Source organism: Pedobacter sp. NJ-S-72, assembly GCF_053890575.1.
In genome coordinates this window covers 3545413-3565958 of sequence record NZ_CM132681.1, presented here as the reverse complement: position 1 = coordinate 3565958, position 20546 = coordinate 3545413, and the positions used below count along the sequence as shown (strand labels likewise).

General features: G+C 38.7%; 27 protein-coding genes and 2 pseudogenes. 11 read left to right on the top strand and 18 right to left on the bottom strand.

Annotated features, from left to right (window positions below; translation table 11 throughout):
• Window positions 1–6 precede the first annotated feature (6 nt).
• Entirely contained in the window at window positions 7–792 is a 786-nt protein-coding gene (locus ACWYN3_RS23670) for a single-stranded-DNA-specific exonuclease RecJ (RefSeq protein ID WP_456216602.1), read from the bottom strand.
• A gap of 252 nt (window positions 793–1044) precedes the next feature.
• Between ACWYN3_RS23670 and ACWYN3_RS23665 the strand changes: the two genes are divergently transcribed.
• From ACWYN3_RS23665 to ACWYN3_RS23655, 3 genes are read left to right on the top strand one after another with little or no spacing between them, the layout of a single operon-like run.
• Entirely contained in the window at window positions 1045–1401 is a 357-nt protein-coding gene (locus ACWYN3_RS23665) for an MBL fold metallo-hydrolase (protein WP_456223131.1), read from the top strand.
• Window positions 1311–1571, top strand: a complete 261-nt coding sequence (locus ACWYN3_RS23660) for a hypothetical protein (RefSeq protein ID WP_456216601.1) — start codon at window positions 1311–1313, stop codon at window positions 1569–1571. The genes ACWYN3_RS23665 and ACWYN3_RS23660 overlap by 91 nt, the downstream gene beginning before the upstream one ends.
• A gap of 19 nt (window positions 1572–1590) precedes the next feature.
• A complete protein-coding gene (locus ACWYN3_RS23655; RefSeq protein WP_456216600.1) occupies window positions 1591–1719 on the top strand; it encodes a hypothetical protein in 129 nt (42 codons plus the stop codon).
• On the opposite strand, the gene ACWYN3_RS23650 is transcribed toward ACWYN3_RS23655, so the two are convergent.
• From ACWYN3_RS23650 to ACWYN3_RS23640, 3 genes and pseudogenes are all read right to left on the bottom strand, one after another.
• On the bottom strand, window positions 1706–2122 hold the full coding sequence (locus tag ACWYN3_RS23650) for a response regulator (RefSeq protein ID WP_456216599.1): 417 nt from the start codon (window positions 2120–2122) through the stop codon (window positions 1706–1708). The genes ACWYN3_RS23655 and ACWYN3_RS23650 overlap by 14 nt on opposite strands.
• A 150-nt stretch (window positions 2123–2272) precedes the next feature.
• Window positions 2273–5173: pseudogene (gene gcvP / locus ACWYN3_RS23645) on the bottom strand (aminomethyl-transferring glycine dehydrogenase).
• A gap of 78 nt (window positions 5174–5251) precedes the next feature.
• Window positions 5252–5966, bottom strand: a pseudogene (locus tag ACWYN3_RS23640) (pyridoxine 5'-phosphate synthase).
• A gap of 147 nt (window positions 5967–6113) precedes the next feature.
• Between ACWYN3_RS23640 and ACWYN3_RS23635 the strand changes: the two are divergent.
• Window positions 6114–6998 (top strand): polysaccharide deacetylase family protein, encoded by an 885-nt coding sequence (locus ACWYN3_RS23635; protein WP_456216598.1) that lies wholly within the window; start codon window positions 6114–6116, stop codon window positions 6996–6998.
• A gap of 73 nt (window positions 6999–7071) precedes the next feature.
• On the opposite strand, the gene ahcY is transcribed toward ACWYN3_RS23635, so the two are convergent.
• Complete coding sequence (ahcY, locus tag ACWYN3_RS23630; protein WP_068405975.1) at window positions 7072–8388, bottom strand: adenosylhomocysteinase; 1317 nt, start codon at window positions 8386–8388, stop codon at window positions 7072–7074.
• Window positions 8389–9070: 682 nt separating this feature from the next.
• Here ahcY and ACWYN3_RS23625 point away from each other — a divergent pair.
• Window positions 9071–9427 carry a transcriptional regulator gene (locus tag ACWYN3_RS23625; protein ID WP_456216597.1) on the top strand — a complete coding sequence of 119 codons (357 nt, stop codon included), beginning with the start codon at window positions 9071–9073 and terminating at the stop codon, window positions 9425–9427.
• 158 nt (window positions 9428–9585) lie between these two features.
• On the opposite strand, the gene ACWYN3_RS23620 is transcribed toward ACWYN3_RS23625, so the two are convergent.
• Window positions 9586–9915 (bottom strand): hypothetical protein, encoded by a 330-nt coding sequence (locus tag ACWYN3_RS23620; RefSeq protein WP_456216596.1) that lies wholly within the window; start codon window positions 9913–9915, stop codon window positions 9586–9588.
• 235 nt (window positions 9916–10150) lie between these two features.
• On the opposite strand from ACWYN3_RS23620, the gene ACWYN3_RS23615 reads away from it, so the two are divergent.
• Window positions 10151–10561 (top strand): BrxA/BrxB family bacilliredoxin, encoded by a 411-nt coding sequence (locus ACWYN3_RS23615; protein WP_456216595.1) that lies wholly within the window; start codon window positions 10151–10153, stop codon window positions 10559–10561.
• A gap of 95 nt (window positions 10562–10656) precedes the next feature.
• Here ACWYN3_RS23615 and cdaA read toward each other — a convergent pair whose 3' ends face one another.
• The 3 genes from cdaA to ACWYN3_RS23600 all read right to left on the bottom strand — a co-directional run bounded on the left by cdaA (window position 10657) and on the right by ACWYN3_RS23600 (window position 12368).
• Window positions 10657–11454, bottom strand: coding sequence for a diadenylate cyclase CdaA (cdaA, locus tag ACWYN3_RS23610; RefSeq protein ID WP_456216594.1), 798 nt, complete (start codon window positions 11452–11454; stop codon window positions 10657–10659).
• A gap of 111 nt (window positions 11455–11565) precedes the next feature.
• Window positions 11566–12048: a dihydropteroate synthase gene (folP, locus tag ACWYN3_RS23605; RefSeq protein ID WP_456223130.1), complete on the bottom strand. Its 483-nt coding sequence runs from the start codon at window positions 12046–12048 to the stop codon at window positions 11566–11568.
• A gap of 38 nt (window positions 12049–12086) precedes the next feature.
• The gene (locus ACWYN3_RS23600) at window positions 12087–12368 is read right to left on the bottom strand and encodes a dihydropteroate synthase (protein ID WP_456216593.1); all 282 of its coding nucleotides are present in this window, start codon (window positions 12366–12368) and stop codon (window positions 12087–12089) included.
• A 122-nt stretch (window positions 12369–12490) separates the two neighbouring features.
• On the opposite strand from ACWYN3_RS23600, the gene ACWYN3_RS23595 reads away from it, so the two are divergent.
• Genes ACWYN3_RS23595 through ACWYN3_RS23575 form a run of 5 tightly spaced genes read left to right on the top strand, consistent with a single transcriptional unit; the run spans window position 12491 to window position 15782 of the window.
• Window positions 12491–13033: a DUF1599 domain-containing protein gene (locus ACWYN3_RS23595; RefSeq protein WP_456216592.1), complete on the top strand. Its 543-nt coding sequence runs from the start codon at window positions 12491–12493 to the stop codon at window positions 13031–13033.
• A gap of 26 nt (window positions 13034–13059) precedes the next feature.
• Entirely contained in the window at window positions 13060–14214 is a 1155-nt protein-coding gene (locus ACWYN3_RS23590; protein ID WP_456216591.1) for a BT_3928 family protein, read from the top strand.
• Window positions 14215–14216: 2 nt separating this feature from the next.
• Window positions 14217–15275, top strand: coding sequence for an ABC transporter permease (locus tag ACWYN3_RS23585; RefSeq protein WP_456216590.1), 1059 nt, complete (start codon window positions 14217–14219; stop codon window positions 15273–15275).
• The gene (locus ACWYN3_RS23580; RefSeq protein WP_456216589.1) at window positions 15275–15640 is read left to right on the top strand and encodes a shikimate kinase; all 366 of its coding nucleotides are present in this window, start codon (window positions 15275–15277) and stop codon (window positions 15638–15640) included. Before ACWYN3_RS23585 ends, ACWYN3_RS23580 begins: the two co-directional genes overlap by 1 nt.
• Window positions 15615–15782, top strand: coding sequence for a hypothetical protein (locus ACWYN3_RS23575; RefSeq protein WP_456216588.1), 168 nt, complete (start codon window positions 15615–15617; stop codon window positions 15780–15782). The genes ACWYN3_RS23580 and ACWYN3_RS23575 overlap by 26 nt, the downstream gene beginning before the upstream one ends.
• Here the strand turns inward: ACWYN3_RS23575 and ACWYN3_RS23570 are convergent.
• The 9 genes from ACWYN3_RS23570 to ACWYN3_RS23530 all read right to left on the bottom strand — a co-directional run bounded on the left by ACWYN3_RS23570 (window position 15779) and on the right by ACWYN3_RS23530 (window position 20529).
• Window positions 15779–16057: a hotdog domain-containing protein gene (locus ACWYN3_RS23570; protein WP_456223129.1), complete on the bottom strand. Its 279-nt coding sequence runs from the start codon at window positions 16055–16057 to the stop codon at window positions 15779–15781. The genes ACWYN3_RS23575 and ACWYN3_RS23570 overlap by 4 nt on opposite strands.
• 185 nt (window positions 16058–16242) lie before the next feature.
• The gene (locus ACWYN3_RS23565) at window positions 16243–17052 is read right to left on the bottom strand and encodes a tRNA pseudouridine synthase A (protein ID WP_456216587.1); all 810 of its coding nucleotides are present in this window, start codon (window positions 17050–17052) and stop codon (window positions 16243–16245) included.
• A gap of 48 nt (window positions 17053–17100) precedes the next feature.
• Window positions 17101–17373: an FN3 associated domain-containing protein gene (locus tag ACWYN3_RS23560; protein ID WP_456216586.1), complete on the bottom strand. Its 273-nt coding sequence runs from the start codon at window positions 17371–17373 to the stop codon at window positions 17101–17103.
• 13 nt (window positions 17374–17386) lie between these two features.
• A complete protein-coding gene (locus tag ACWYN3_RS23555; RefSeq protein WP_456216585.1) occupies window positions 17387–17614 on the bottom strand; it encodes a family 20 glycosylhydrolase in 228 nt (75 codons plus the stop codon).
• Entirely contained in the window at window positions 17565–18053 is a 489-nt protein-coding gene (locus ACWYN3_RS23550) for a family 20 glycosylhydrolase (protein ID WP_456216584.1), read from the bottom strand. Before ACWYN3_RS23550 ends, ACWYN3_RS23555 begins: the two co-directional genes overlap by 50 nt.
• Window positions 18040–18543, bottom strand: a complete 504-nt coding sequence (locus ACWYN3_RS23545) for a family 20 glycosylhydrolase (protein WP_456216583.1) — start codon at window positions 18541–18543, stop codon at window positions 18040–18042. The genes ACWYN3_RS23550 and ACWYN3_RS23545 overlap by 14 nt, the downstream gene beginning before the upstream one ends.
• Window positions 18536–18961: a glycoside hydrolase family 20 zincin-like fold domain-containing protein gene (locus tag ACWYN3_RS23540; RefSeq protein ID WP_456216582.1), complete on the bottom strand. Its 426-nt coding sequence runs from the start codon at window positions 18959–18961 to the stop codon at window positions 18536–18538. The genes ACWYN3_RS23545 and ACWYN3_RS23540 overlap by 8 nt, the downstream gene beginning before the upstream one ends.
• 160 nt (window positions 18962–19121) lie before the next feature.
• Window positions 19122–19556, bottom strand: coding sequence for a D-alanyl-D-alanine carboxypeptidase (locus ACWYN3_RS23535; RefSeq protein ID WP_456216581.1), 435 nt, complete (start codon window positions 19554–19556; stop codon window positions 19122–19124).
• The gene (locus ACWYN3_RS23530) at window positions 19549–20529 is read right to left on the bottom strand and encodes a D-alanyl-D-alanine carboxypeptidase/D-alanyl-D-alanine-endopeptidase (RefSeq protein ID WP_456216580.1); all 981 of its coding nucleotides are present in this window, start codon (window positions 20527–20529) and stop codon (window positions 19549–19551) included. Before ACWYN3_RS23530 ends, ACWYN3_RS23535 begins: the two co-directional genes overlap by 8 nt.
• Window positions 20530–20546: the final 17 nt, after the last annotated feature.

The window sequence follows — 20546 nt, the reverse complement described above, 5'->3', positions numbered from 1 at the left end:
AAGCTTTCAGCCCTGTACATGGATTTGTGTTTTTAACTGATCAGTCAGTCCAAAATACGCCAGGGTACGATTTTCATCTACTATAGGAACAATATCTGCTGCAATGGAAACCATCACTAAATCCAGGTATCGTTCGTAATTTTCTACCGGAAGCTGATGTGTCTGGCAATAAGCCTGTGCGAGTTTAAAGCCTATTCCGCAACCCGCAAGTTCTTTAAACGGATAAGGACAGTCCAGGCGTTTCGGATCGAGTATGGCAACTGCTGCGGGAAGTTCATCACCCGTAAAATGGTGATCACAAATGATAAAATCTATGTTAAGCGTATTGGCATAATCAATTTTATCATTTGATTTAATACCACAGTCTAAAGCAATAATCAGGGTGATACCCTGAGCTTTTGCGTGATCAATTCCTGCTGTGGATATTCCATATCCTTCTTTATGTCTGTCAGGTATATAGTATTCTATATTTTGGGTAAACTGACTGAAAAAGCTGTATGCAAGAGCTACTGAGGTAGTCCCATCGACATCGTAATCACCGTAGATCATTATATTTTCGCCAGCCGCCAGCGCAAGATCAATTCTGGTTACAGCTTTGTCCATATCCTTCATTAAAAAAGGATCATATAATTGTGTAAGCTGCGGACGGAAGAAGTCTTTAGAATCCTGAAAAGATGTAATGCCTCTTTGTACTAATATTTCGGCTAAGCTTGTATCTATATTTAATTGCTGTGCAAGCGAATCTGTTGTTTCTACTTTACCTTTTACGGCTTGCACCCATCTTTTCTTCATTTAGCTTTTTAGTTTTTGTTTTGTCTTAGCTGCAAGGACCCGTTTAAAAGCGGTAATGACGTTAGCATGAAGGTATTTCATGCAGGTTCCATATCTTTGCAATTGATTGTAAATATATCATTAATTATTCTTTTGACTAATACCTACGCCATTGCAAGTTTTTACTTTATATGAAGGTTCCTATTCTGTAGCAGCCGATAAAAAGTTTATCCCTTTTAATCCTCAGACAGATAGCCCTAAAGACAGACCCGGATCTCTATTTATACATGTGTTAACCCTTTCCTTGTTAAACTAGGAGATAAATTACTCGTACTGGACACTGGGCTGGGTTACAGTAATAGTGAAGGACAGTTGATTTTACATGAAAATATCAGAAAGGCTGGATTTGATCCTGATGATGTTGATTATGTATTGATGTCACATCTGCATTTTGATCATGCTGGTGGTATGGTTCATAAAGAAAATAATGGAATGGAGCTTAGTTTTCCCAATGCTACGTATGTAATTCAGCGTGGTGAGTGGGGGAGGGCGCTTTTACAAATACATCATCTTCTTACAGAACTGAAATCTTTGATTTTCTGCAGCGTAACGCGACTTTGCTTTTTGTAGATGAAACAGGAGATTTTATGCCTGGAATCAGACATATACTAACTGGCGGACATACTCCTTTTCACCAGGCATGGTTATTAGATGATGGAGAAGATATGGTGTTTTTTGGTGGTGATGTTTTGCCAGAGCCAGAAGAATTGCTTAAAAAAAAAGTTTATTGCGAAATATGATTATGACGGTCGCAAATCAATGGAATTAAGAGAAGAATTTGGACAGCAGGCTGTTAAAGAACATTGGAATTGTCTTTTTTATCATGGTAAAAGTAAAGCAACAGGCTTTATTGAACTCGGTGAGGAAGGTCAGTTTAAGGTTGTATAGAGTCTAAACTTTTGCCTTCAAAGAGTTCGACCAAACGTTCAATAGAGAGGGGTTTAGAAATAAACCCTTTTACTGTTTTATAGGTTTTGGCTTTTTCAATATCATTCTCATAAACAGAAGAAGACAGCATATACATGTCTATATCCGTTTGGATACCTAGTTTTTCGTAGGCATCAAGAAACTCCCAGCCATTCAGCACAGGCATATTAATATCAATCAGGATTAAATGAGGTAATATCTGGTCACCTTCCATCAATTCCTTCAGATAATCGATAGCCATCAGCCCATTTGTCTTTGCAACCATTTTAGCTTCGTAGCCTGTTTTCTCTACGACGATTTTCTTAATAATGAAGATATTGATATCATCATCGTCAATTACCAGCAGGTTAATTTTAGTGTTCATCAGCTTAAAATGTTATAAAAAGATCACAGGGATTAATATAAAGATATAAAATAGAAGCGTAATTAATTCTTTGACCATTTATATATTTAATAAGAAGAGGGTCATCTTTTAAAATGACCCTCCTTTTATAATAAAGGAATCAGATTGGTTTTATAAAGACACTTCTTCTTCCATATAACTTTCGATCGGAGGACAAGCACAAACTAATGACCTGTCGCCAAATGAATCGTTAACTCTTGCTACTGAAGGCCAGAATTTATGTTCTGCAACATATGGTAATGGGAATGCAGCAGTTTGTCTGCTGTAGCTATGCGACCACTCGTCACCAGTAACAGTAGCAGCCGTATGCGGGGCATTTTTTAGTGGATTATCAATTTTATCCAGTGTGCCTTTTTCAACCTGAGTAATCTCATTTCTGATTGCGATCATCAATGCGTCACAGAAGCGGTCAAGCTCATGTTTAGGCTCACTTTCTGTAGGTTCAACCATTAAAGTACCAGCAACCGGGAAAGATACTGTCGGTGCATGGAAACCATAATCCATTAATCTTTTCGCGATATCAACTACTTCAATACCGAAGTTTTTGAATTCACGGCAATCCAGGATCATTTCGTGTGCACAACGTCCTTTACTTCCAGAATAAAGTACAGGATAATGTTTCTCTAAACGCGCTTTCATATAGTTAGCGTTTAAGATTGCATATTCAGTTGCATTTTTCAATCCTTCGCCACCCATCATTGCAATATATGCATGAGAGATAATCAGAATAGATGCAGAACCCCATGGTGCAGAAGATACAGCGTGAATCGATTTCTCATTGTTGATATTAACAACCGCGTGTCCTGGTAGATATTTAACCAGGTGAGCAGCTACGCCGATCGGGCCCATACCAGGACCACCACCACCGTGAGGAATACAGAATGTTTTATGTAAGTTCAGTTCAGGTGACATACGTCAGCGCCAATGTTTGCAGGGCTGGTTAATCCAACCTGAGCATTCATGTTTGCACCATCCATATAAACCTGTCCGCCATTAGCGTGGATAATTTCACAGATTTCAATGATACTTTCTTCAAATACACCATGTGTAGATGGGTAAGTAACCATGAAACATGAAAGGTTAGCTTTATGCTCTTCAGCTTTTGCTTTTAAATCAGCTACATCGATATTACCGTTTGCATCACATTTAACAATCACAATCTTCATACCAGCCATTGCTGCTGATGCAGGATTAGTACCATGTGCAGAAGAAGGGATTAAAGCGATGTTACGCTGATCATCACCACGATCCTGGTGATAAGCTCTGATGACCATTAAACCAGCATATTCACCCTGAGCACCAGCATTTGGCTGTAAGCTCATTGCTGCAAAACCAGTGATTTCGCTTAACCAGCGGTCAATCTCATTAAATACAGTATAATAACCAGCTACCTGATCTGCCGGAGCAAATGGGTGAACTCTGCCAAATTCCGGCCAGGTCACAGGGATCATTTCTGTCGTTGCATTTAATTTCATGGTACATGAACCTAAAGCAATCATCGAATGACAAAGAGAAAGATCTTTTGCCTCCAGAGATTTGATATAACGCAGCATTTCATGTTCTGAATGGTGCGAATTGAATACCGGGTGAGTTAAGTAAGCTGATGTACGTTGTTGTGCAGCAGGAATTACAGTCTCAATGTTTTTTTTTTCGTTAGCTAATTCAACGCTGTCTGCAGAGATCGCTTTTACTTTAGAAAATATCTTGTTCAGTAATTTGATGTCTGCAATAGAAGTCGTTTCATCTAATGCAATCGTTGCTACTGTACCGTTATAGTTCAGGTTGATTTCGTTATCGATACATTCTTTGTGAATAGAATCTTTTAATTCACCTAAATCAACGCGGATCGTATCAAAATAAACCTTGTTTAATTGTTTGTAACCGATTTGCTCAATTGATTGTGAAAGAAAGTGCCACAGCTAAGCCGTGAGTTCTTTCAGCAATTAATTTAAGACCTTTCGGGCCATGATATACGGCATAGAAACCAGCCATGATAGCCAGTAAAGCTTGCGCAGTACAGATATTTGATGTCGCTTTGTCTCTGCGGATGTGCTGCTCTCTTGTTTGCAGCGCCATACGTAAAGCATAGTTGTTATGTGCGTCAATTGTTACACCGATAATTCTGCCTGGGATAGAACGTTTATATTCATCTTTAGTTGCGAAAAATGCAGCATGTGGGCCACCAAAGCCCATTGGTACACCAAAACGTTGTGTAGTACCTACAACGATATCAGCTCCCCATTCTCCTGGAGGCGTTAATAAGGTTAAACTCAAGATATCAGCTACAACAGTTAATTTAACGTTTTTAGCATGTGCATTTTCAGCAAATGAAGCATAGTTGAATACTTCACCATTTCCTGCCGGATACTGAACGATAGCACCGAAGAAATCTTCAGTTGCTTCAAATGTCTGGTGATCACCGATTACCAGTTCAATTCCGAATGGATTTGCACGTGTTTTTAGAATATCTATTGTTTGTGCAAATAATAATTCCGAAACAAAGAATTTTCTTGCCTGCTGATTTTTACGCAAACTGAATTGCATAAACATCGCTTCAGCAGCTGCAGTACCTTCATCTAAAAGAGAGGCATTTGCAATTTCCATACCTGTAAGGTCGATGACCATAGTCTGAAAGTTCAGTAAAGCCTGTAAACGGCCTTGTGCAATTTCAGCCTGGTATGGAGTGTATTGAGTATACCATCCTGGATTTTCCATCACATTTCTCAGAATTACTCCTGGGGTAGTGGTGTCATAGTATCCTTGTCCGATATAAGATTTGAAAACCTTATTCAGTGAAGCCGTTTGTCTAAGGCTTTCCAAATATTCTTTCTCAGACTTAGCAACTGGTAAATTAAGGGGTTGTTTTAACCTGATTTTTTGAGGAACAGTTTGTTCAATCAATTCTGCAATAGAACTCAGACCAAGGGTGCTTAACATAGCCTCAGTATCCTCCGCATTTGGAGCGATATGACGGTTTTTAAAGTCTTCTTTGTAATGGATGTTTAAACTCATGACGGTTAACAATAAATTTGCGCAAAGGTATTAAAATTTCAGTTCCATTCCAATGGAATAGGCCGATCTAAATATATTCTACAATTGTTTCAGATATAGCTGAATCGTGTTCTCAAGACCTAAATACAAAGCATCGCTAATTAAGGCATGACCGATCGAAACTTCCAGTAAATTAGGGATGTTATCAGCAAAATATTTCAGGTTATGCAGATCAAGATCGTGGCCAGCATTGATCCCTAACCCTAGTTTATTAGCTGTATGTGCTGCTTGTGTATAAGGCGTTATTGCTTTAACCGGATCTTTGGAATAATTTGCTGCATAAAACTCTGTATAAAGTTCTATACGATCAGTCCCTGTAGTTTTTGCAGCTTCGATAATTTCTCTTACCGGATCTGTGAAAATAGAAAACTCTGATACCTTCTTTTTGAAACAGCTGTACCATTTCTTTAAGATAAGCCTGATGTTTTATAGTATCCCATCCATGATTGGAAGTGATCTGTCCTTCAGTATCCGGTACCAGTGTTACCTGTGCAGGTTTGTTGGCCAGTACAAGGTCAATGAATTTTTGTTCTTTGCAGTTACCTTCTATATTGAATTCTGTTGAAATGGCTGTTTTAAGATCGAATACATCCTGATAACGGATATGTCGTTCATCAGGTCTTGGATGTACAGTGATTCCTTCCGCACCAAAACGTTCACAGTCAAGTGCTACCTTAACCAGATCTGGATTGTTTCCCCCGCGACTGTTGCGTAACGTGGCTATTTTATTGATATTTACTGATAGTTTTGCCATGTACAAAGATAATCCATAAAACATGAACAGGTATAATATTATTGTAAACAGGTTAACGATCTGTGTAATTATTTGTTGTTTTTTATTTTTTGGGTCAAATGACGGTTTCGCCAGCAGGTCATTAAAAATTATACGGTTTATACCGGGGTGGCTAAACTAAAGAGCGACGAGCTTTTAGTGATTCGTAAAATGGAGAAAGATGGACAGTTGGTTTATCTGACTGTAAATCCTCAAACGCTGTCTACACAATTACTGTCCGCTTCATCCGTTGTTTTCAAATCAATGAACTGGGAAACTGCAAAAGTATATTTTCAGCAGACGGCCTATTTCAAAGCATGTTCGGCTGCTGCGAAACAAGCTCTGGCTTTACAGGATGCAGGTGTAACGCATGGTTTCCCCAAAGACAAGGGAATAACACTGACCATCGATCTTTGTCCTTCGCATAAACCGCTTGACAGGATAATTTTCACCTCACTCATTAAAGAGTTCGCGAAGGTTGAACAACCAGTGCCTGTAGCACTTTCTATTACCGGAAGGTGGATGTTAACACATACTGATGATTTGAATTGGCTTAAAGAGCTCGTTGCGAAAAAAGAAATTGAAATCACCTGTATAAATCATTCTTTTAATCATCATGTAAGCCCTAAAGCTCCCTTAAGAACTAATTTTTTACTGGAACCCGGCACAGATATGAATTTTGAAATATTGGGTACTGAACTGGCCATGTTACAGCACGGTTTGATCCCTTCTGTGTTTTTCAGGTTTCCGGGACTGGTTTCTGATCAGCGGGTAGTAGATAAAGTATTAGCTTATGGGATTATCCCGATAGGTAGTGACGCATGGCTGGCTAAAGGGCAAAAAGCAGCATCCGGTAGTATCGTATTGATTCATGGAAACGGAAACGAACCGGTAGGGGTGGCTGATTTTATCAAACTGTTAAAAAGTAAAGCCGTTGATGTGACAAGCAAGCAATGGCTGATGTATGACCTGACAGAAAGTTTAGAAGATGAATTTGGAAATGATAAATCATAGAAAAAGGGATGCTAACCTTTTCGGTGCATCCCTTTCACATATTTGAAACCCTTTAACAGGTTTTAAAAAACTACTAGTATCTGTAAGCTTCCGGTTTGAAAGGACCTTCAACTGGTACACCGATATAATCAGCTTGTTGTTGATCTAATACGTCTAATTCAACACCGATTTTAGCTAAGTGTAAACGCGCTACTTTCTCATCCAGTGATTTAGGAAGAACATAAACTTTGTTCTCATATTTACCTGGGTTAGTCCAAAGCTCTAACTGAGCTAAAGTCTGGTTAGTGAATGAAGCAGACATTACAAAACTTGGGTGGCCGGTAGCACATCCTAAGTTAACTAAACGGCCTTCAGCTAATAAAATAACATCTTTACCGTCGATAGTATATTTATCAACCTGAGGTTTGATTTCGATTTTAGTATCACCATAGTTAGAGTTTAACCAGGCAACATCGATTTCATTGTCAAAGTGACCAATGTTACAAACGATAACTTTATCTTTCATTACTCTGAAATGCTCAGGACGAACGATGTTACAGTTACCAGTAGTAGTTACAACGATATCAGCTTCTTTAACTGCTGTAGCGAATTTCTTCACTTCATAACCTTCCATTGCAGCTTGTAATGCACAGATAGGATCAATTTCTGAAACGATAACACGTACACCTTGTGAGCTTAAAGATTCAGCAGAACCTTTACCTACATCACCGTAACCGGCAACTACAGCTACTTTACCTGCAAGCATCACATCAGTAGCACGACGGATCGCATCTACTAATGACTCACGGCAACCGTATTTGTTGTCAAATTTAGATTTAGTTACTGAGTCATTTACGTTGATAGCTGGTAAATGCAAAGTTCCGTTTTTCATACGTTCGTATAAACGGTGAACACCAGTAGTAGTTTCTTCTGATAATCCTTTGATTGCAGCAATCAGCTCAGGGAATTTATCGAAAACCATGTTGGTTAAATCACCACCATCGTCTAAGATCATATTCAATGGTTGTTGTTCCGGACCAAAGTGTAAAGTTTGCTCAATACACCAGTCAAAATCTGCTTCGTTTAAGCCTTTCCAAGCATAAACCTGGATTCCTGCAGCAGCAATAGCAGCAGCAGCGTGATCTTGTGTAGAGAAGATATTGCATGATGACCAGGTCACTTCTGCTCCAAGTTCAACTAAAGTTTCAATTAAAACTGCAGTCTGGATAGTCATGTGCAAACATCCTGCGATACGTGCACCTTTTAATGGTTTTGACGGACCAAATTCAGCACGTAAAGACATTAAGCCTGGCATTTCTGCTTCTGCTAATCCAATTTCTTTACGGCCCCATTCTGCCAGTGAAATGTCCTTTACTTTAAAAGGAACATAAGTAGTCTCTACTGATGACATATTTATTTTATTAAGTAACTGATTTATAGTTAATTGTTAAGTTTAGAAAAACAGCCCGATTGTATTTATTTAATGTGTCTGTTTTTCTTTTACAAAATTACACAATAGTTTGGCCAAATTCAAAAGGGGATCATGTGGTTTGGATGTTTATACAAAGATCTCCACATTCCTGATTTTCAAATGATATGATACTCTGGTTTGTATGGTTGTAAGTCTTATTTAGTTATTAAACGGTTTATTCCTATAGATTGATATAACAGATATGTGAACATATGTTTAAAAAATGTCCTTTATGTTTAGATAGGAAGAGAAAGAGGACAGGTTCTGTCAGGCATCTATGTTGGGAAGGGGTTGGTAAGGCCATTGGCCTTACCAACCCCTTCCCAACATAGATGCCTGACAGACCACAGCCCGGCTCGTTTGGGTCTGGTGAACCGCTTATCTTTATTATACCATACTGAATAATTTAGACGAACCCTGAATTCGTATATGTTATTAAGAATAGAATTCGTTTCTTTATTTAACCAATCTGCTGAAGGATTGTATTACCTTTGAATTCTAAACTTAATCAATATGAGTATTACTGAAAAACGTCCAAAAAAGGTTCATGAAGGCCGAAATGTTAAGCGCTTTCGAGAAATGCTCGGCCTGAAACAAGAAGTCCTCGCGTATGAGTTAGGTGGTGAATGGAATCAGTCAAAAAAGGATCTCTGTTTTAGAATCGAAGGAGAAAATTGAGGATGATGTTTTAGCTGAAATAGCAAAGATTTTAAAAGTTCCAGAAGAGGCTATCAGAAATTTTGATGAGGAAACGGCGATCTGTAATATTCAGAATAATTATGAAGGTTCAAGTGGAGCGTTAGGAGAACATGCTCAGAATACTGTTACAACCTATACCGATTGTGCAATTAACCCTATTGAAAAATGGGTTGAGACTCTTGAAAAGCTGGAAGCTTTACAAGCTGAGAACAAAAACCTATATGAACGTTTATTGCAAAGTGAAAAGGAAAAAGTTGAGCTTTTAAAAGCTACTAAGTAATTATAGATTAAGGGTCGAAAAATAAGTCCTTCAGTAGTGAAGGACTTATGGTAAAAAATATGTTTATTGAAATGTATATATATCTTTAGGTTCATCCTTCAGAAAGGATCTGTTGTAGCAAGTCTCAGAATAGACTGTTTTACCATCAATTAACAGCTCTAATTTACATTTCCACCATCGGTGATGAAACCTTCAAACTTTATGGCATCACCCTTTTTAACAGTTTTGGTGAATTTTTTTGAGAAAGCAGGATTAATTTCCGGGATAATCGTCCAGGCTTTATCCGCAGGTGTGTAAAGAATGTTCACCGTAGATTTAACAGTCGGATTTGCAAGGGTTACTCTGTATTCAATGTTTACCTCTTTTGTAGCTGGGGCGGGGTTGTTATTCCTGTCTTTTTTGCAAGAGCCAAAAAGCACGATAAGGCCTGCACAAAGAGCAATTAAAGATTTAGAACGGTTTGTTAATGAAGTTAAAGTTGTTTTCATCTGGCGTTTTTTAAATGAATGACACTAATATTTAGTAATAAGTGTTTAAACGCCATTATCTGTTCGTACCCCTATCTGTGAATAATTTTTATTTATTAGTTCGGCTTACGCCATAGATGGATTCAAAGTAATTTCAAGGTAAAAAACTATCCACCCTCATCATAGTATTCCTTGATGCTATGTAACAGCACTGTATCTTTGTTTATCAAATTGAATAATATTAAGCTTTTTATATATGTATCCAGAATATTTAGTTGAACCAATGCGTGCAGAACTTACTAAAGTAGGTTTTGAAGAAATGAAAACTGCAGAAGATGTAGACAATGCTATTTCTTCGGAAGGAACTGTTTTTGTAGTCGTGAATTCTGTTTGCGGTTGTGCAGCTTCAAATGCAAGACCAGCAGCAAGATTAGCTGCTGCGAATGAAAAACATCCTGATAAAATGATTACTGTTTTTGCAGGAATGGAAAAAGAAGCTGTAGACAGAGCAAGAAGCTACATGATGCCTTTCCCTCCATCTTCACCAGCAATGGCATTATTTAAAAATGGAAAATTGGTTCATATGATCGAACGTCATCAAATTGAAGGTCGTGCAGCTCAAATGATTGCTGATAACCTGATGGGTGCTTTCAATGAGTACTGCTAATTGATATCTTAAAAGATATATCCGGTGAATACCGGTAAGGAATCCGGTCTTTGTACCGGATTTTTTATTGCCCTGTATTTTTGAAAAGTAATAAATTAAAAATCCTTATTGAGCAATTTCTCTAATTCTCCAAAAGAAACATTCATTCTTACCCGGCCTTGTTTAGCATAAGCAATTTCGCCGGTTTCTTCTGACACAATTACCGCAACTGCATCAGTTGTTTCTGATACACCAATTCCCGCACGGTGACGCAAACCAAACTGCGGAGGTAATTTGTCGTTATCGGTCAGGGGTAAGATGCAGCTCGCACTTTTAATCTTATTCTCAGCTATCACAACTGCTCCGTCATGCAGCGGGCTGTATTTTTGAAATATACTTTCTAATAAACGTTTGGAGATTTTAGAATCAATAAGCTCACAGCTATTGGCAAATAACTGGTCGTCGTAAAATTTAACGAAAACAATCAGGGCACCTGTTCTGGACTTTTTCATGCTTTTGCAGGCATCAATAATAGGTTTGATCCGTATCCGTACCAGGTTATCACGTTCGATATCTCTGCTGCCAAATAAGTATCCCCACCATGCCTTGTTTTTCTGTAAAAATGTATTCTTTCCAATAAGCAGCAGGAATCGCCTGATTTCAGGCTGGAAAATCACAATCAATGCGATAATCCCTACACTCATAAATTTATTGATGATGGTAGATAAAAGACGCATATTTAAAGCATCTACTACGAACCACAGGATCAATATAATAAACATACCCAGCAGTAAATTAACTGCCAGCGTATTTTTAATCAGGTTATAAGTATAGTAAATCAGGAAGGCAACGAACAAAATGTCCACTACATCCGTAACTGTTATCGTAAGAAAATCAAAGTCAAAGCCTTTCATTGTTGCCAAGTTAGGAAAATATTAAGAATCTGTTTGAAATTAGATTTTAGGATCGTTGCATTTTTTCGACAATTGCAATACATTCAACTGCAGCACGCACATCATGTACCCTTAAAATTGATGCACCTTTCTGCAAAGCAAAGCGATTGTATTCAATACTGTAGTCCCATTCAAGGCCTCTTCGGCTGTAGTGCCCAATAATTTATAAATCATAGATTTTCTCGAAATACCAACTAATACAGGCAGGCCAAATACGTCCAGATTTTCCAGCTGATTAAACAACTGATAATTGTGTGTCGTATTTTTGGCAAAGCCAAAACCAGGGTCCAGAATAATATCTTTAACACCCAGGTTTTTTAAAATACTTATTTTTTCTGCCAGATAATCCACCACTTCAAGTCCTATGTTTTTGTACACAGGTTTTTGCTGCATAGTTTGAGGTGTACCCTGCATGTGCATCAGTATATAAGGAACATTTAAAGCCGCAACGGTTTCAAACATTTGTTCATCGAGATTTCCACCCGAAATATCGTTGATCAGATGCGCCCCCGCTTCAATACTTTCCAGTGCAACTTTAGCCCTGAAAGTATCAATGGATAATTTTGCTTCCGGAAATCTTTTACTGATGGCCTCTATTGCAGGGGGATGATCCTTTTCAACTCTTCATCTGTAGTGACTTCATCTGCTCCGGGACGGGAAGAGTAAGCGCCTATATCTATAAAAGCAGCACCTTCATTTAAGCAGGTTTCTGCTCTTTCCAATGCTGCATCTATAGAACCCATTCTGCTGTTGCTATAAAAAGAATCGGGGGTTAAATTCAGTATACCCATCACACATGGGCGGCTTAAATCCAGGAGTTCACCTTTTAGGTTAAGTGTTATTTTTCGGTTTAAAAACGTATCTTTAGCCATCATTCTGTACAAAAATACAGTATTAAAATAGCTTTAAACTAAGAAGCTGTTTAAATTTACCAGATAAATTTAAATGATTTCTAAGAGCCGTTTAAAATTTATCAGACTCTAAATAATTAATTGTTTTGGCAACAAATACCTCAGAAGAATTCGACTCAGTAATTGCGGTTTGCAAATCGCTTTTTTTAAAGAAAACCAAAGACTATGGGACAGCCTGGCGCATTCTGCGTTTGTCCTCTATCACCGATCAGTTATTCATCAAAGCGCAGCGTATCCGTACACTGGAAGAAAAGAAAGTTTCCAAAGTAGGAGAGGGCATTATTCCTGAATATATTGGTATCATCAATTACTGTGTAATTGCGATGATGCAAAGTGAAATGACAGAGAATGATCCGAACGAACTGGAGCTGAAAACAGTGGAAACCCTGTTTGATCAGAAAGTGAAAGAAACAAAAGACCTGATGCTGGCTAAAAATCACGATTACGGTGAAGCATGGAGAGATATGAGAGTGAGTTCACTGACCGACCTTATCCTGATGAAAGTGTTCAGGGTGAAACAAATTGAAGATAATCTTGGAGAGACAGTAGCATCAGAAGGTGTTGTTGCAAACTATCAGGATATGCTGAACTATGCAGTTTTTGCACTGATCAGAATGGATGTCAAATAATATCAATAAAAAATAGCTGTAAAAAGATGAACAAAGCCGCGCTGAATTTTTTTTCAAGAATATTTGTAGGTATACTTTTTATTTTCTCAGGTCTGATTAAGGCCAATGATCCATTAGGATTCGGATATAAACTGGAGGAATATTTCGATGTATTTCATATTCCTTTTCTAAGTCCCTTTGCAACCGGGATAGCTATTTTTCTTTGTGTACTTGAAATTGTATTTGGCGCGTTATTATTATTCGGATTCTGGAGTAAAAAGGTAACGACCGGTTTACTTGGGATCATTATATTTTTTACATTTCTCACCTTTGTATCTGCTGCTTTTAAAGTAGTTACTTCTTGTGGTTGTTTTGGGGATGCTATTCCATTAACCCCATGGCAGTCTTTCTCCAAGGATCTGATCTTACTGGTACTGATCGTATATCTGTTCATTAACCGCAATAAAATTCTACCGCTTACTGTAAATCCAGGGAAGCAAAAGATCGGTCTGATTGCCGTAGTTGCTCTTTCTGTGATCTTCAGTATTTATACTTATACCTACCTTCCTATACTCGACTTTTTACCTTATAAAAAAGGAGCAAGTTTGCCAGAGGCGATGAAAATCCCTGCCGGTGCAGAGCCGGATTTATATCTGATTATGTATAAGCTGAAAAATAAAGCAACAGGTGAAACTAAAGAAATGAGTGATAAAGATTATCTGAAAACAGAAATCTGGAAAGATAATAACTGGGAAATTGTAGGTCAGCCGGTTCAGAAACTGATTAAGAAAGGTTATGAAGCTAAAATCAAAGATCTGGTTATTAGCGATGCCTCAGGAACTGATTATACCAAAGAACTGATTGAAAACCCATATTATAATATTCTTATAGTTGCCTATAATCTGAAACATACTGATGAAGATGCAATCGGAAAACTGAATGCAATGACATTAGATCTGACAGAACAATTCAATATCCGTACTGTTCTGCTAACTTCTAATTCTGCTCAGGATGCTGCTGTATTCAGTAAAGATCATAAGTTATTTGCTGAGGTATTTTATGCTGATGCTGTGCCATTAAAAAGTATGGTCAGAGCTAATCCTGGTATCGTATTATTGAAAAATGGTGTTGTAATTAACAAATGGAGTTACCAGTCTCTGCCTTCATTAGAAAAATTAAAAGCTGCTTATTTCAATAAATAAGAATGTGGTTTTACGCGCTCAGGAAATTCTTCTATGGGCTCGCTGTAATGGTGGGTGTGGTAGTTGTTGTATTCGTTCTGTTCAATATCCTTCCGGGAGACCCCGCAAGGATGACCCTCGGGCAGCGTGCAGATGTACAGTCTTTAGAGGCGGTACGCAAAGAATTTGGTTTAGACCGTTCCAGACCCATGCAGTTTGTGTTATTTATCAATGACCTGTCTCCAATAGGTTTTCACGAAAACAACAAACAGACTCAGGAAAAATATCATTATATAAGTTTGATCAGTTACGGATCAGACGTAATCGCATTAAAATGGCCATACCTGCGACGATCTTACCAAACTAAGCGGGAAGTATCAACGATCTTATCAGAAACTGTCCCTAATACCATTGTACTGGCTGCTACTGCGATGTTATTCGCAACACTACTGGGTGTCTTTCTGGGTGTATTATCGGCAGTATATAAAAACACCTGGATAGATCATTCGATAAATGCCTTTGCGATTATGGGACTTTCGGCACCATCATTTTTTGCTGGTATTATTATCGCCTGGTTTTTCGGTTTTGTACTGGGGCCATATACAGGTTTAAACATGTCAGGGAGTTTATATAGTTATGATCCTTTTAAAGGAGAGGTGATGACATTGAAAAACCTGGTATTACCTGTACTTACCCTTGGTCTGCGGCCACTGGCAATAATTGTCCAGCTTACCAGAACAGCAATGCTTGATATACTTGCACAGGATTATATCCGTACAGCACGTGCAAAAGGGTTAGGGCGCAGGGCTATAATTTATAAACACGCTTTAAAGAATGCTTTAAATCCAGTTATTACAGCAATCTCCGGATGGTTTGCATCCCTGCTTGCCGGTTCTTTTTTTGTAGAATATATTTTTGGTTATAATGGTTTAGGCAGAGCAACGGTACGAGCTTTGGAAATGTCTGATTTCCCGGTAGTCATGGGGTCGATTCTTTTTATTGCACTGGTATTCGTTGTTATTAATATTTTTGTAGACGTATTATATGCCCTTGTTGATCCAAGGGTAAAATTGAATAATTAATGAAGATATTTCTGATTGGTTTTATGGGGTGCGGCAAAAGCACACTGGGAAGAAAGTTAGCCACTAAGCTTGGGTATGATCTGATTGATCTTGATCACCAGATTGAAAAGAATACTGGCAGTACAGTAGGAGATTATTTTTCGGTTCATGGAGAAGATGCATTCCGGAAACTGGAAAGTGATACACTTAAAAGTTTTGAATATCCTAAAAACTGTGTGATTGCAACAGGTGGGGGTACGCCATGTTTTTTTGATAATATGGACTGGATGAATGAAAATGGTACAACCATCTATATAGAAATGCCAGCACAGGCTTTGGCCAAACGTCTGGAAAAGTGGAATGGCCAAGCGTCCGTTGCTGCGTGACCTGACAGCAGAGGGCGTCATTGAATTTATTGAGAACAAGTTGGCAGAGCGTGAAAAATTCTATAAGAAAGCTACATTGATGATGAGTGGAATAAGCCTTACTGCAGATGATATCCGTGTAGAAATTCTGGCCCGGAACTAGTTATCTTCAGCAGCAAACTGTTCTTCTATAAATTTGATCTCTTTTTTGCCATGTGCGACAGGATTACCATATTCGTCAACATTGACAAAGACCATTTTATCGATTGTTAAAATGCTTTTACGGGTGATCTTGTTACGTACTTCACAACGCATGGTTAACGATGTATTCCCAAATGCAATCGCAGTAATACCCATTTCAATGATATCACCCTGTTTTGCAGAACTCACAAAGTTAATCTCTGATATATATTTGGTAACTACCCTTGGGTTGCCCAGCTGAACAATAGCATAGATTGCTGCTTCTTCATCTATCCATCTTAATAACTACCTCCAAATAAGCTTCCGTTAGGATTTAAATCTTCGGGTTTGATCCATTTTCTGGTGTGGAAATTCATAATAATTGATTTTCTACAAAAATAAGGGTTTCTTAACGCCCGAATCTCACCTTAGCGTCAATAATATCAGAGGGTATTCCAGTTGGTATCAGCATGTTTTTGAAGAACAGCAGAGAAATCTACTCTTGGAGGCAGGTTCAAATAAGGATAAGTTACTTTAGAAAGATATAACCCCTGCGGATGGGCAGGAGTAATCAACGCCGGGGTTTCTTTACTGATCAGGTGACTTTCAAATTCATCTACACTGAGTACGCCTTTACCTATTTTTAGGAGTTGCCCCATAATTATGCGGATCATCTTTCCTAAAAACCGGTTAGAGGAGATCTGAAATCTCATCTTTTCTTCCTTATCATCGATCATTAAACTGGCAGAACGTACATAACACAACGTATGTTCATATTTATCCGGACTGGTGCAAAATGCGCGGTTCTCTTTGTATTGGGGGAGTAAAGCAACGGCTGCTTTCATTTTATCCCATTGCAGGTCCTGCAATAAGTAATAAGAACTCAGGCCATTTAAAAAGGGGTCTTTATAAGTGTGGAGGAAGTAATCATAAGCACGTTGCACAGCGTCAAACCGGGCGTGAGGTAATCCTTCCATCGGAATGATATCGTAGATAGCAATATTCAAAGGAAGCAGTTTATTCAACCTGAAGATCAAATCGAAATCCCATTCCTGCTCAATATCCATATGAAAGAAAAACTGGCTGGCATGAACCTGCGCATCCGTTCTTCCACAACCATTAATGAAGATCTGTGTTTTGAAAATCTGGCTCAGGGCGTTTTCTATGACGCCCTGAATATTCAATACATTAGCCTGCTTTTGCCAGCCGTTATATTGTAAACCATTGTAACCGATGTGTACGAAATATCTCAACCGCTTATCTTTTTCCTGCTCGTTTATTTAAATCATCAACAGATATTGTTAATATCTGCCGATGGCCTGTTTACCTCTATAGGTAATCACACGCATTTGACTAGCATCTTTCGGGATGACCAGTTTCTCTGTATATTTAGGGTAAAACCTATCCGGAGTAGAGTTATCGAAGCTGTAATAAATATCCAGTCCGTCTAGCTCCGTGGTCAATTCAACCATAACCTGCTTATCAGCAGATCTGCTTGCTTTGACAACAGGATCATAAACAGCTGGTGAATATTTTGTTTCAGCGATGTCCATTCTATGGAAATGCTGTTCCATTTTACTGGTAAAATTAGTCCAGTTTTTTTTTTTTAGGAGACCATACCGATTCTGCAATTGCATAACCTCTTGGCCAGGTCATATATTCGGCCTGACGAATATTGTAAACTTGTTCCGACCATAAATTTGCCTGTCCACCTTTAATATATTTAGGATCAGCACCTGCCGGAATGGGATCAAATTCATAGGCTTTACCTAAACGGACAGAAGAATATACCCTGGATTTCAGAAGTAGGGTCACCCTGCATCAGATCGAGATAATTAGTACCCTGCGGGCTCATGACCACTTCATGTTTCGCGCGGGAAGCCTCTATACCGAAGTTCGCACTTCTCCAGCTCATCACTGCGGCACTCGCAGGCATATCACCATGCATAATTTCATCCCAGCCCATAAATTTCTTGCCTTTTGACTCTACAATTTTTTGAACTCTCTTCTCAAAATATCCTTGCACCTGGTGCATATCTTTCAGGCCTTCTTTTAGCATTAATGCCTTAATCGCATCACTTTTCTGCCAATAGTTAATTGGGGCTTCATCACCACCCATGTGGATATATTCAAAAGGGAACAATGCAGCTACCTGGGTAATTACAGAATCCAGGAAAGTATAAACTTTTTCATTGGCCGGACATAAAGTATTATCTACTAATGCAATTGGAGGAGCTCCTTTAGACCAGTCCATAATTCGTTCTCCAGAGCGTACACGATAGGTTTCTGCACCTGGTGTGCAAGCAAGATAGCTCAGGATAGGAAACAATAGCTGCAAGACTATGTCCCGGAACATCAATCTCTGGTAAAATATCTACAAATCTGTCTTTAGCATATTTAACAAGTTCTCTGACATCGTCCTGCGTATAGAAACCTCCATAAGTACGGGGCTCGTCAACTCCGGGAGTGCTGAAATTGCCAAATTCACCTACTTTTTTAACATTCCATGCACCTGCTTCTGTTAATCTTGGTAAACCCTTAATTTCCAGTCTCCAACCTTCATCATCAGTCAGGTGAAGATGTAGCAGGTTAAACTTATAGCGCACCATGGCATCTATATATTGCTTTACTTCTTGTTTAGTGAAAAAATGTCTGGCTACATCAAACATGAGTCCTCTCCAGGCGACGCGTGGATAATCAGTGACCTCTACACATGGGATTCTCCATTTTATTCCTTCAACCAATTCTTTCGATTCTATTTCCTTTGGGAAAAGTTGCAATAGACTTTGAACACCATAGAAAAGTCCCAGTCTGATTAGCCTTAATTACAATCAATGCAGGTGTAACCGAAAGCTGATAACCTTCATTGCCTAAAGTTACATCTGGTTTAGGGTTCAGCACTAATCTGATCGTTCCTGCTGCTTGTGTATGTGTAAACTCAGCTACAAACTTGCCGGTTGGTACAGATAGTTTTTCCTTCAGATAATCCACAACAAGTTTCATCTCCGGGGTAGCCAAAACAACAACCTTCTCTGGTAAAGTAAAATAACCATTGGTTTTTAACAGAGATACAGGCTCAGGAATAATTGAAAATATGGGTGGCCTGCTGGTAAAATCGGCACTACTATCTGGTTCAGAAGAATTAGAAATTGTGGATCCCATTTGTTGACTATATGTGCTTGTGTAAAGAAGAAGGCAGCATATAAAAGGTAAGAATTTATTCATAAAATGAAGAGGGGCTTGTGCTTGTGCAGTTGGTAAAAGGTTGCAATTTAGTAATTTGTGGATAAATACGGACGGACTTTCTGTGGAGAATTTATTACTATTTGAGTGCATCCAGTACTTTGAATAGTTTGCTATTGATCCCAGATCCTGAATAATTGTTAATATTGATCACAATCACATATTTATTGCCATTTTCTGCGGTATAATAGCCTGCAAAAGCAGATACGTCGTTGATTGTCCCGCTTTTTAATTTCATTCCGTTGTTTTCAGGCAAAGATTTATAGAAATCAGGGAACCAATCTTCTTGCTGTACCTGAAAAAGGATATTTGCCATGGCTGATGTGGTCACTCTTGTAGCTGGCGAAAGTCCGCTTCCGTCAATGATGTTCAACGCATTTTTGTCAAACCCTTTAGCTGCCCAGTATCTAATTTCTGCTGCGGCACCATTGCTTGCTGTTGGGGCTGCGCCCGATTTCCAGGCTATAGTCCTTAACAGGTGTTCCGCATATAAATTCAGGCTCTTTTTATTCAACCAGTAAACGATTTCGGGTAGCGCAGGGGAGGTGACAGTACTGAGTTTTTTTTGATTTACTTCTGGTGGTAAAAGGTAATTGACCTGCAGCCAGCTGACGTGTGGTTACCGGAGCTTCACTAACCTTAATACCTGCTTTGGCTAAAGTATCCTGTAACCTGAATGCGGCCTCATAAGCAGGATCAGGCAAGGCTGCTGAAATGCCTTGTTTTTGTATGTCTGTTGCCCATGTACCTCTTAAGTAAGCCGTATTTGAAAAAGGAGGAAGATAAGCGTAAGCATGATCTCCACTACCAGCATTACCTGGTTTTAATTCATTCATAATGGTCAGATAAGGCATATCTGGTACAGTTTTAATTACTGATACTGTATTGCCGGGACGCAATTTAATATCAAACTGATTTTCCCTCCAGCTCAGCGCTGATGAACCCGCGCCATAATAATTGCCCAGATCCTGCCATAACCATCCGTCAGGTGTAGTCTGAGTGCCCCACAGACGATCGTCACCAATCACCTTACCTTCAATTTTTTTTTGATGCCCGCAGCTTTGATTGCGGCAACCCCATTGATTTAAGACAAAACTTTCTTTACTATGTGCATAACGCCACGAACCCAATGTGGGGTCGCCGCCACCAACAATGATCAGATCTCCTTTTAATGTGCCATCAGCACTGATACTTCCACTATAACCGACAGTAGTCTGATACTGGAAGTCCTTTCCTAATATATAAAATGCCGTTGCTGCCGTAATTGTTTTTAAGGTCGAAGCTGTGGCAAGGCCGATATTCTCATTCTTAGCATAGAGTTGTTTCCCCGTCTTAGCATCTAAAACACAAATCGAAGTGACAGCATATTTTGTCTGCCTGTCTTCTAATAAGGTATTGAAGGATTGTGTTAGTTTCTGAACAGGACTCTGTGCAAAAGAAAAACCGTGCGAAAGCACAAACAGGAATACAATTGATTTTTTTAACATCTATCTCGGATAATTCA

Coding starts and splice junctions, on each gene's coding strand:
- ACWYN3_RS23650 (WP_456216599.1), bottom strand. CDS start 2,122: ATGAACACTAAAATTAACCTGCTGGTAATTGACGATGATGATATCAAT.
- ACWYN3_RS23655 (WP_456216600.1), top strand. CDS start 1,591: ATGGAATTAAGAGAAGAATTTGGACAGCAGGCTGTTAAAGAACATTGG.
- ACWYN3_RS23540 (WP_456216582.1), bottom strand. CDS start 18,961: ATGGGATCCACAATTTCTAATTCTTCTGAACCAGATAGTAGTGCCGAT.
- ACWYN3_RS23560 (WP_456216586.1), bottom strand. CDS start 17,373: ATGGAACAGCATTTCCATAGAATGGACATCGCTGAAACAAAATATTCA.
- ACWYN3_RS23590 (WP_456216591.1), top strand. CDS start 13,060: ATGAACAAAGCCGCGCTGAATTTTTTTTCAAGAATATTTGTAGGTATA.
- ACWYN3_RS23620 (WP_456216596.1), bottom strand. CDS start 9,915: ATGAAAACAACTTTAACTTCATTAACAAACCGTTCTAAATCTTTAATT.
- ACWYN3_RS23550 (WP_456216584.1), bottom strand. CDS start 18,053: ATGGACTGGTCTAAAGGAGCTCCTCCAATTGCATTAGTAGATAATACT.
- ACWYN3_RS23615 (WP_456216595.1), top strand. CDS start 10,151: ATGTATCCAGAATATTTAGTTGAACCAATGCGTGCAGAACTTACTAAA.
- ACWYN3_RS23600 (WP_456216593.1), bottom strand. CDS start 12,368: ATGATGGCTAAAGATACGTTTTTAAACCGAAAAATAACACTTAACCTA.
- ACWYN3_RS23585 (WP_456216590.1), top strand. CDS start 14,217: ATGTGGTTTTACGCGCTCAGGAAATTCTTCTATGGGCTCGCTGTAATG.
- ACWYN3_RS23575 (WP_456216588.1), top strand. CDS start 15,615: ATGGCCAAGCGTCCGTTGCTGCGTGACCTGACAGCAGAGGGCGTCATT.
- ACWYN3_RS23580 (WP_456216589.1), top strand. CDS start 15,275: ATGAAGATATTTCTGATTGGTTTTATGGGGTGCGGCAAAAGCACACTG.
- ACWYN3_RS23530 (WP_456216580.1), bottom strand. CDS start 20,529: ATGTTAAAAAAATCAATTGTATTCCTGTTTGTGCTTTCGCACGGTTTT.
- cdaA (WP_456216594.1), bottom strand. CDS start 11,454: ATGAAAGGCTTTGACTTTGATTTTCTTACGATAACAGTTACGGATGTA.
- ahcY (WP_068405975.1), bottom strand. CDS start 8,388: ATGTCATCAGTAGAGACTACTTATGTTCCTTTTAAAGTAAAGGACATT.
- ACWYN3_RS23670 (WP_456216602.1), bottom strand. CDS start 792: ATGAAGAAAAGATGGGTGCAAGCCGTAAAAGGTAAAGTAGAAACAACA.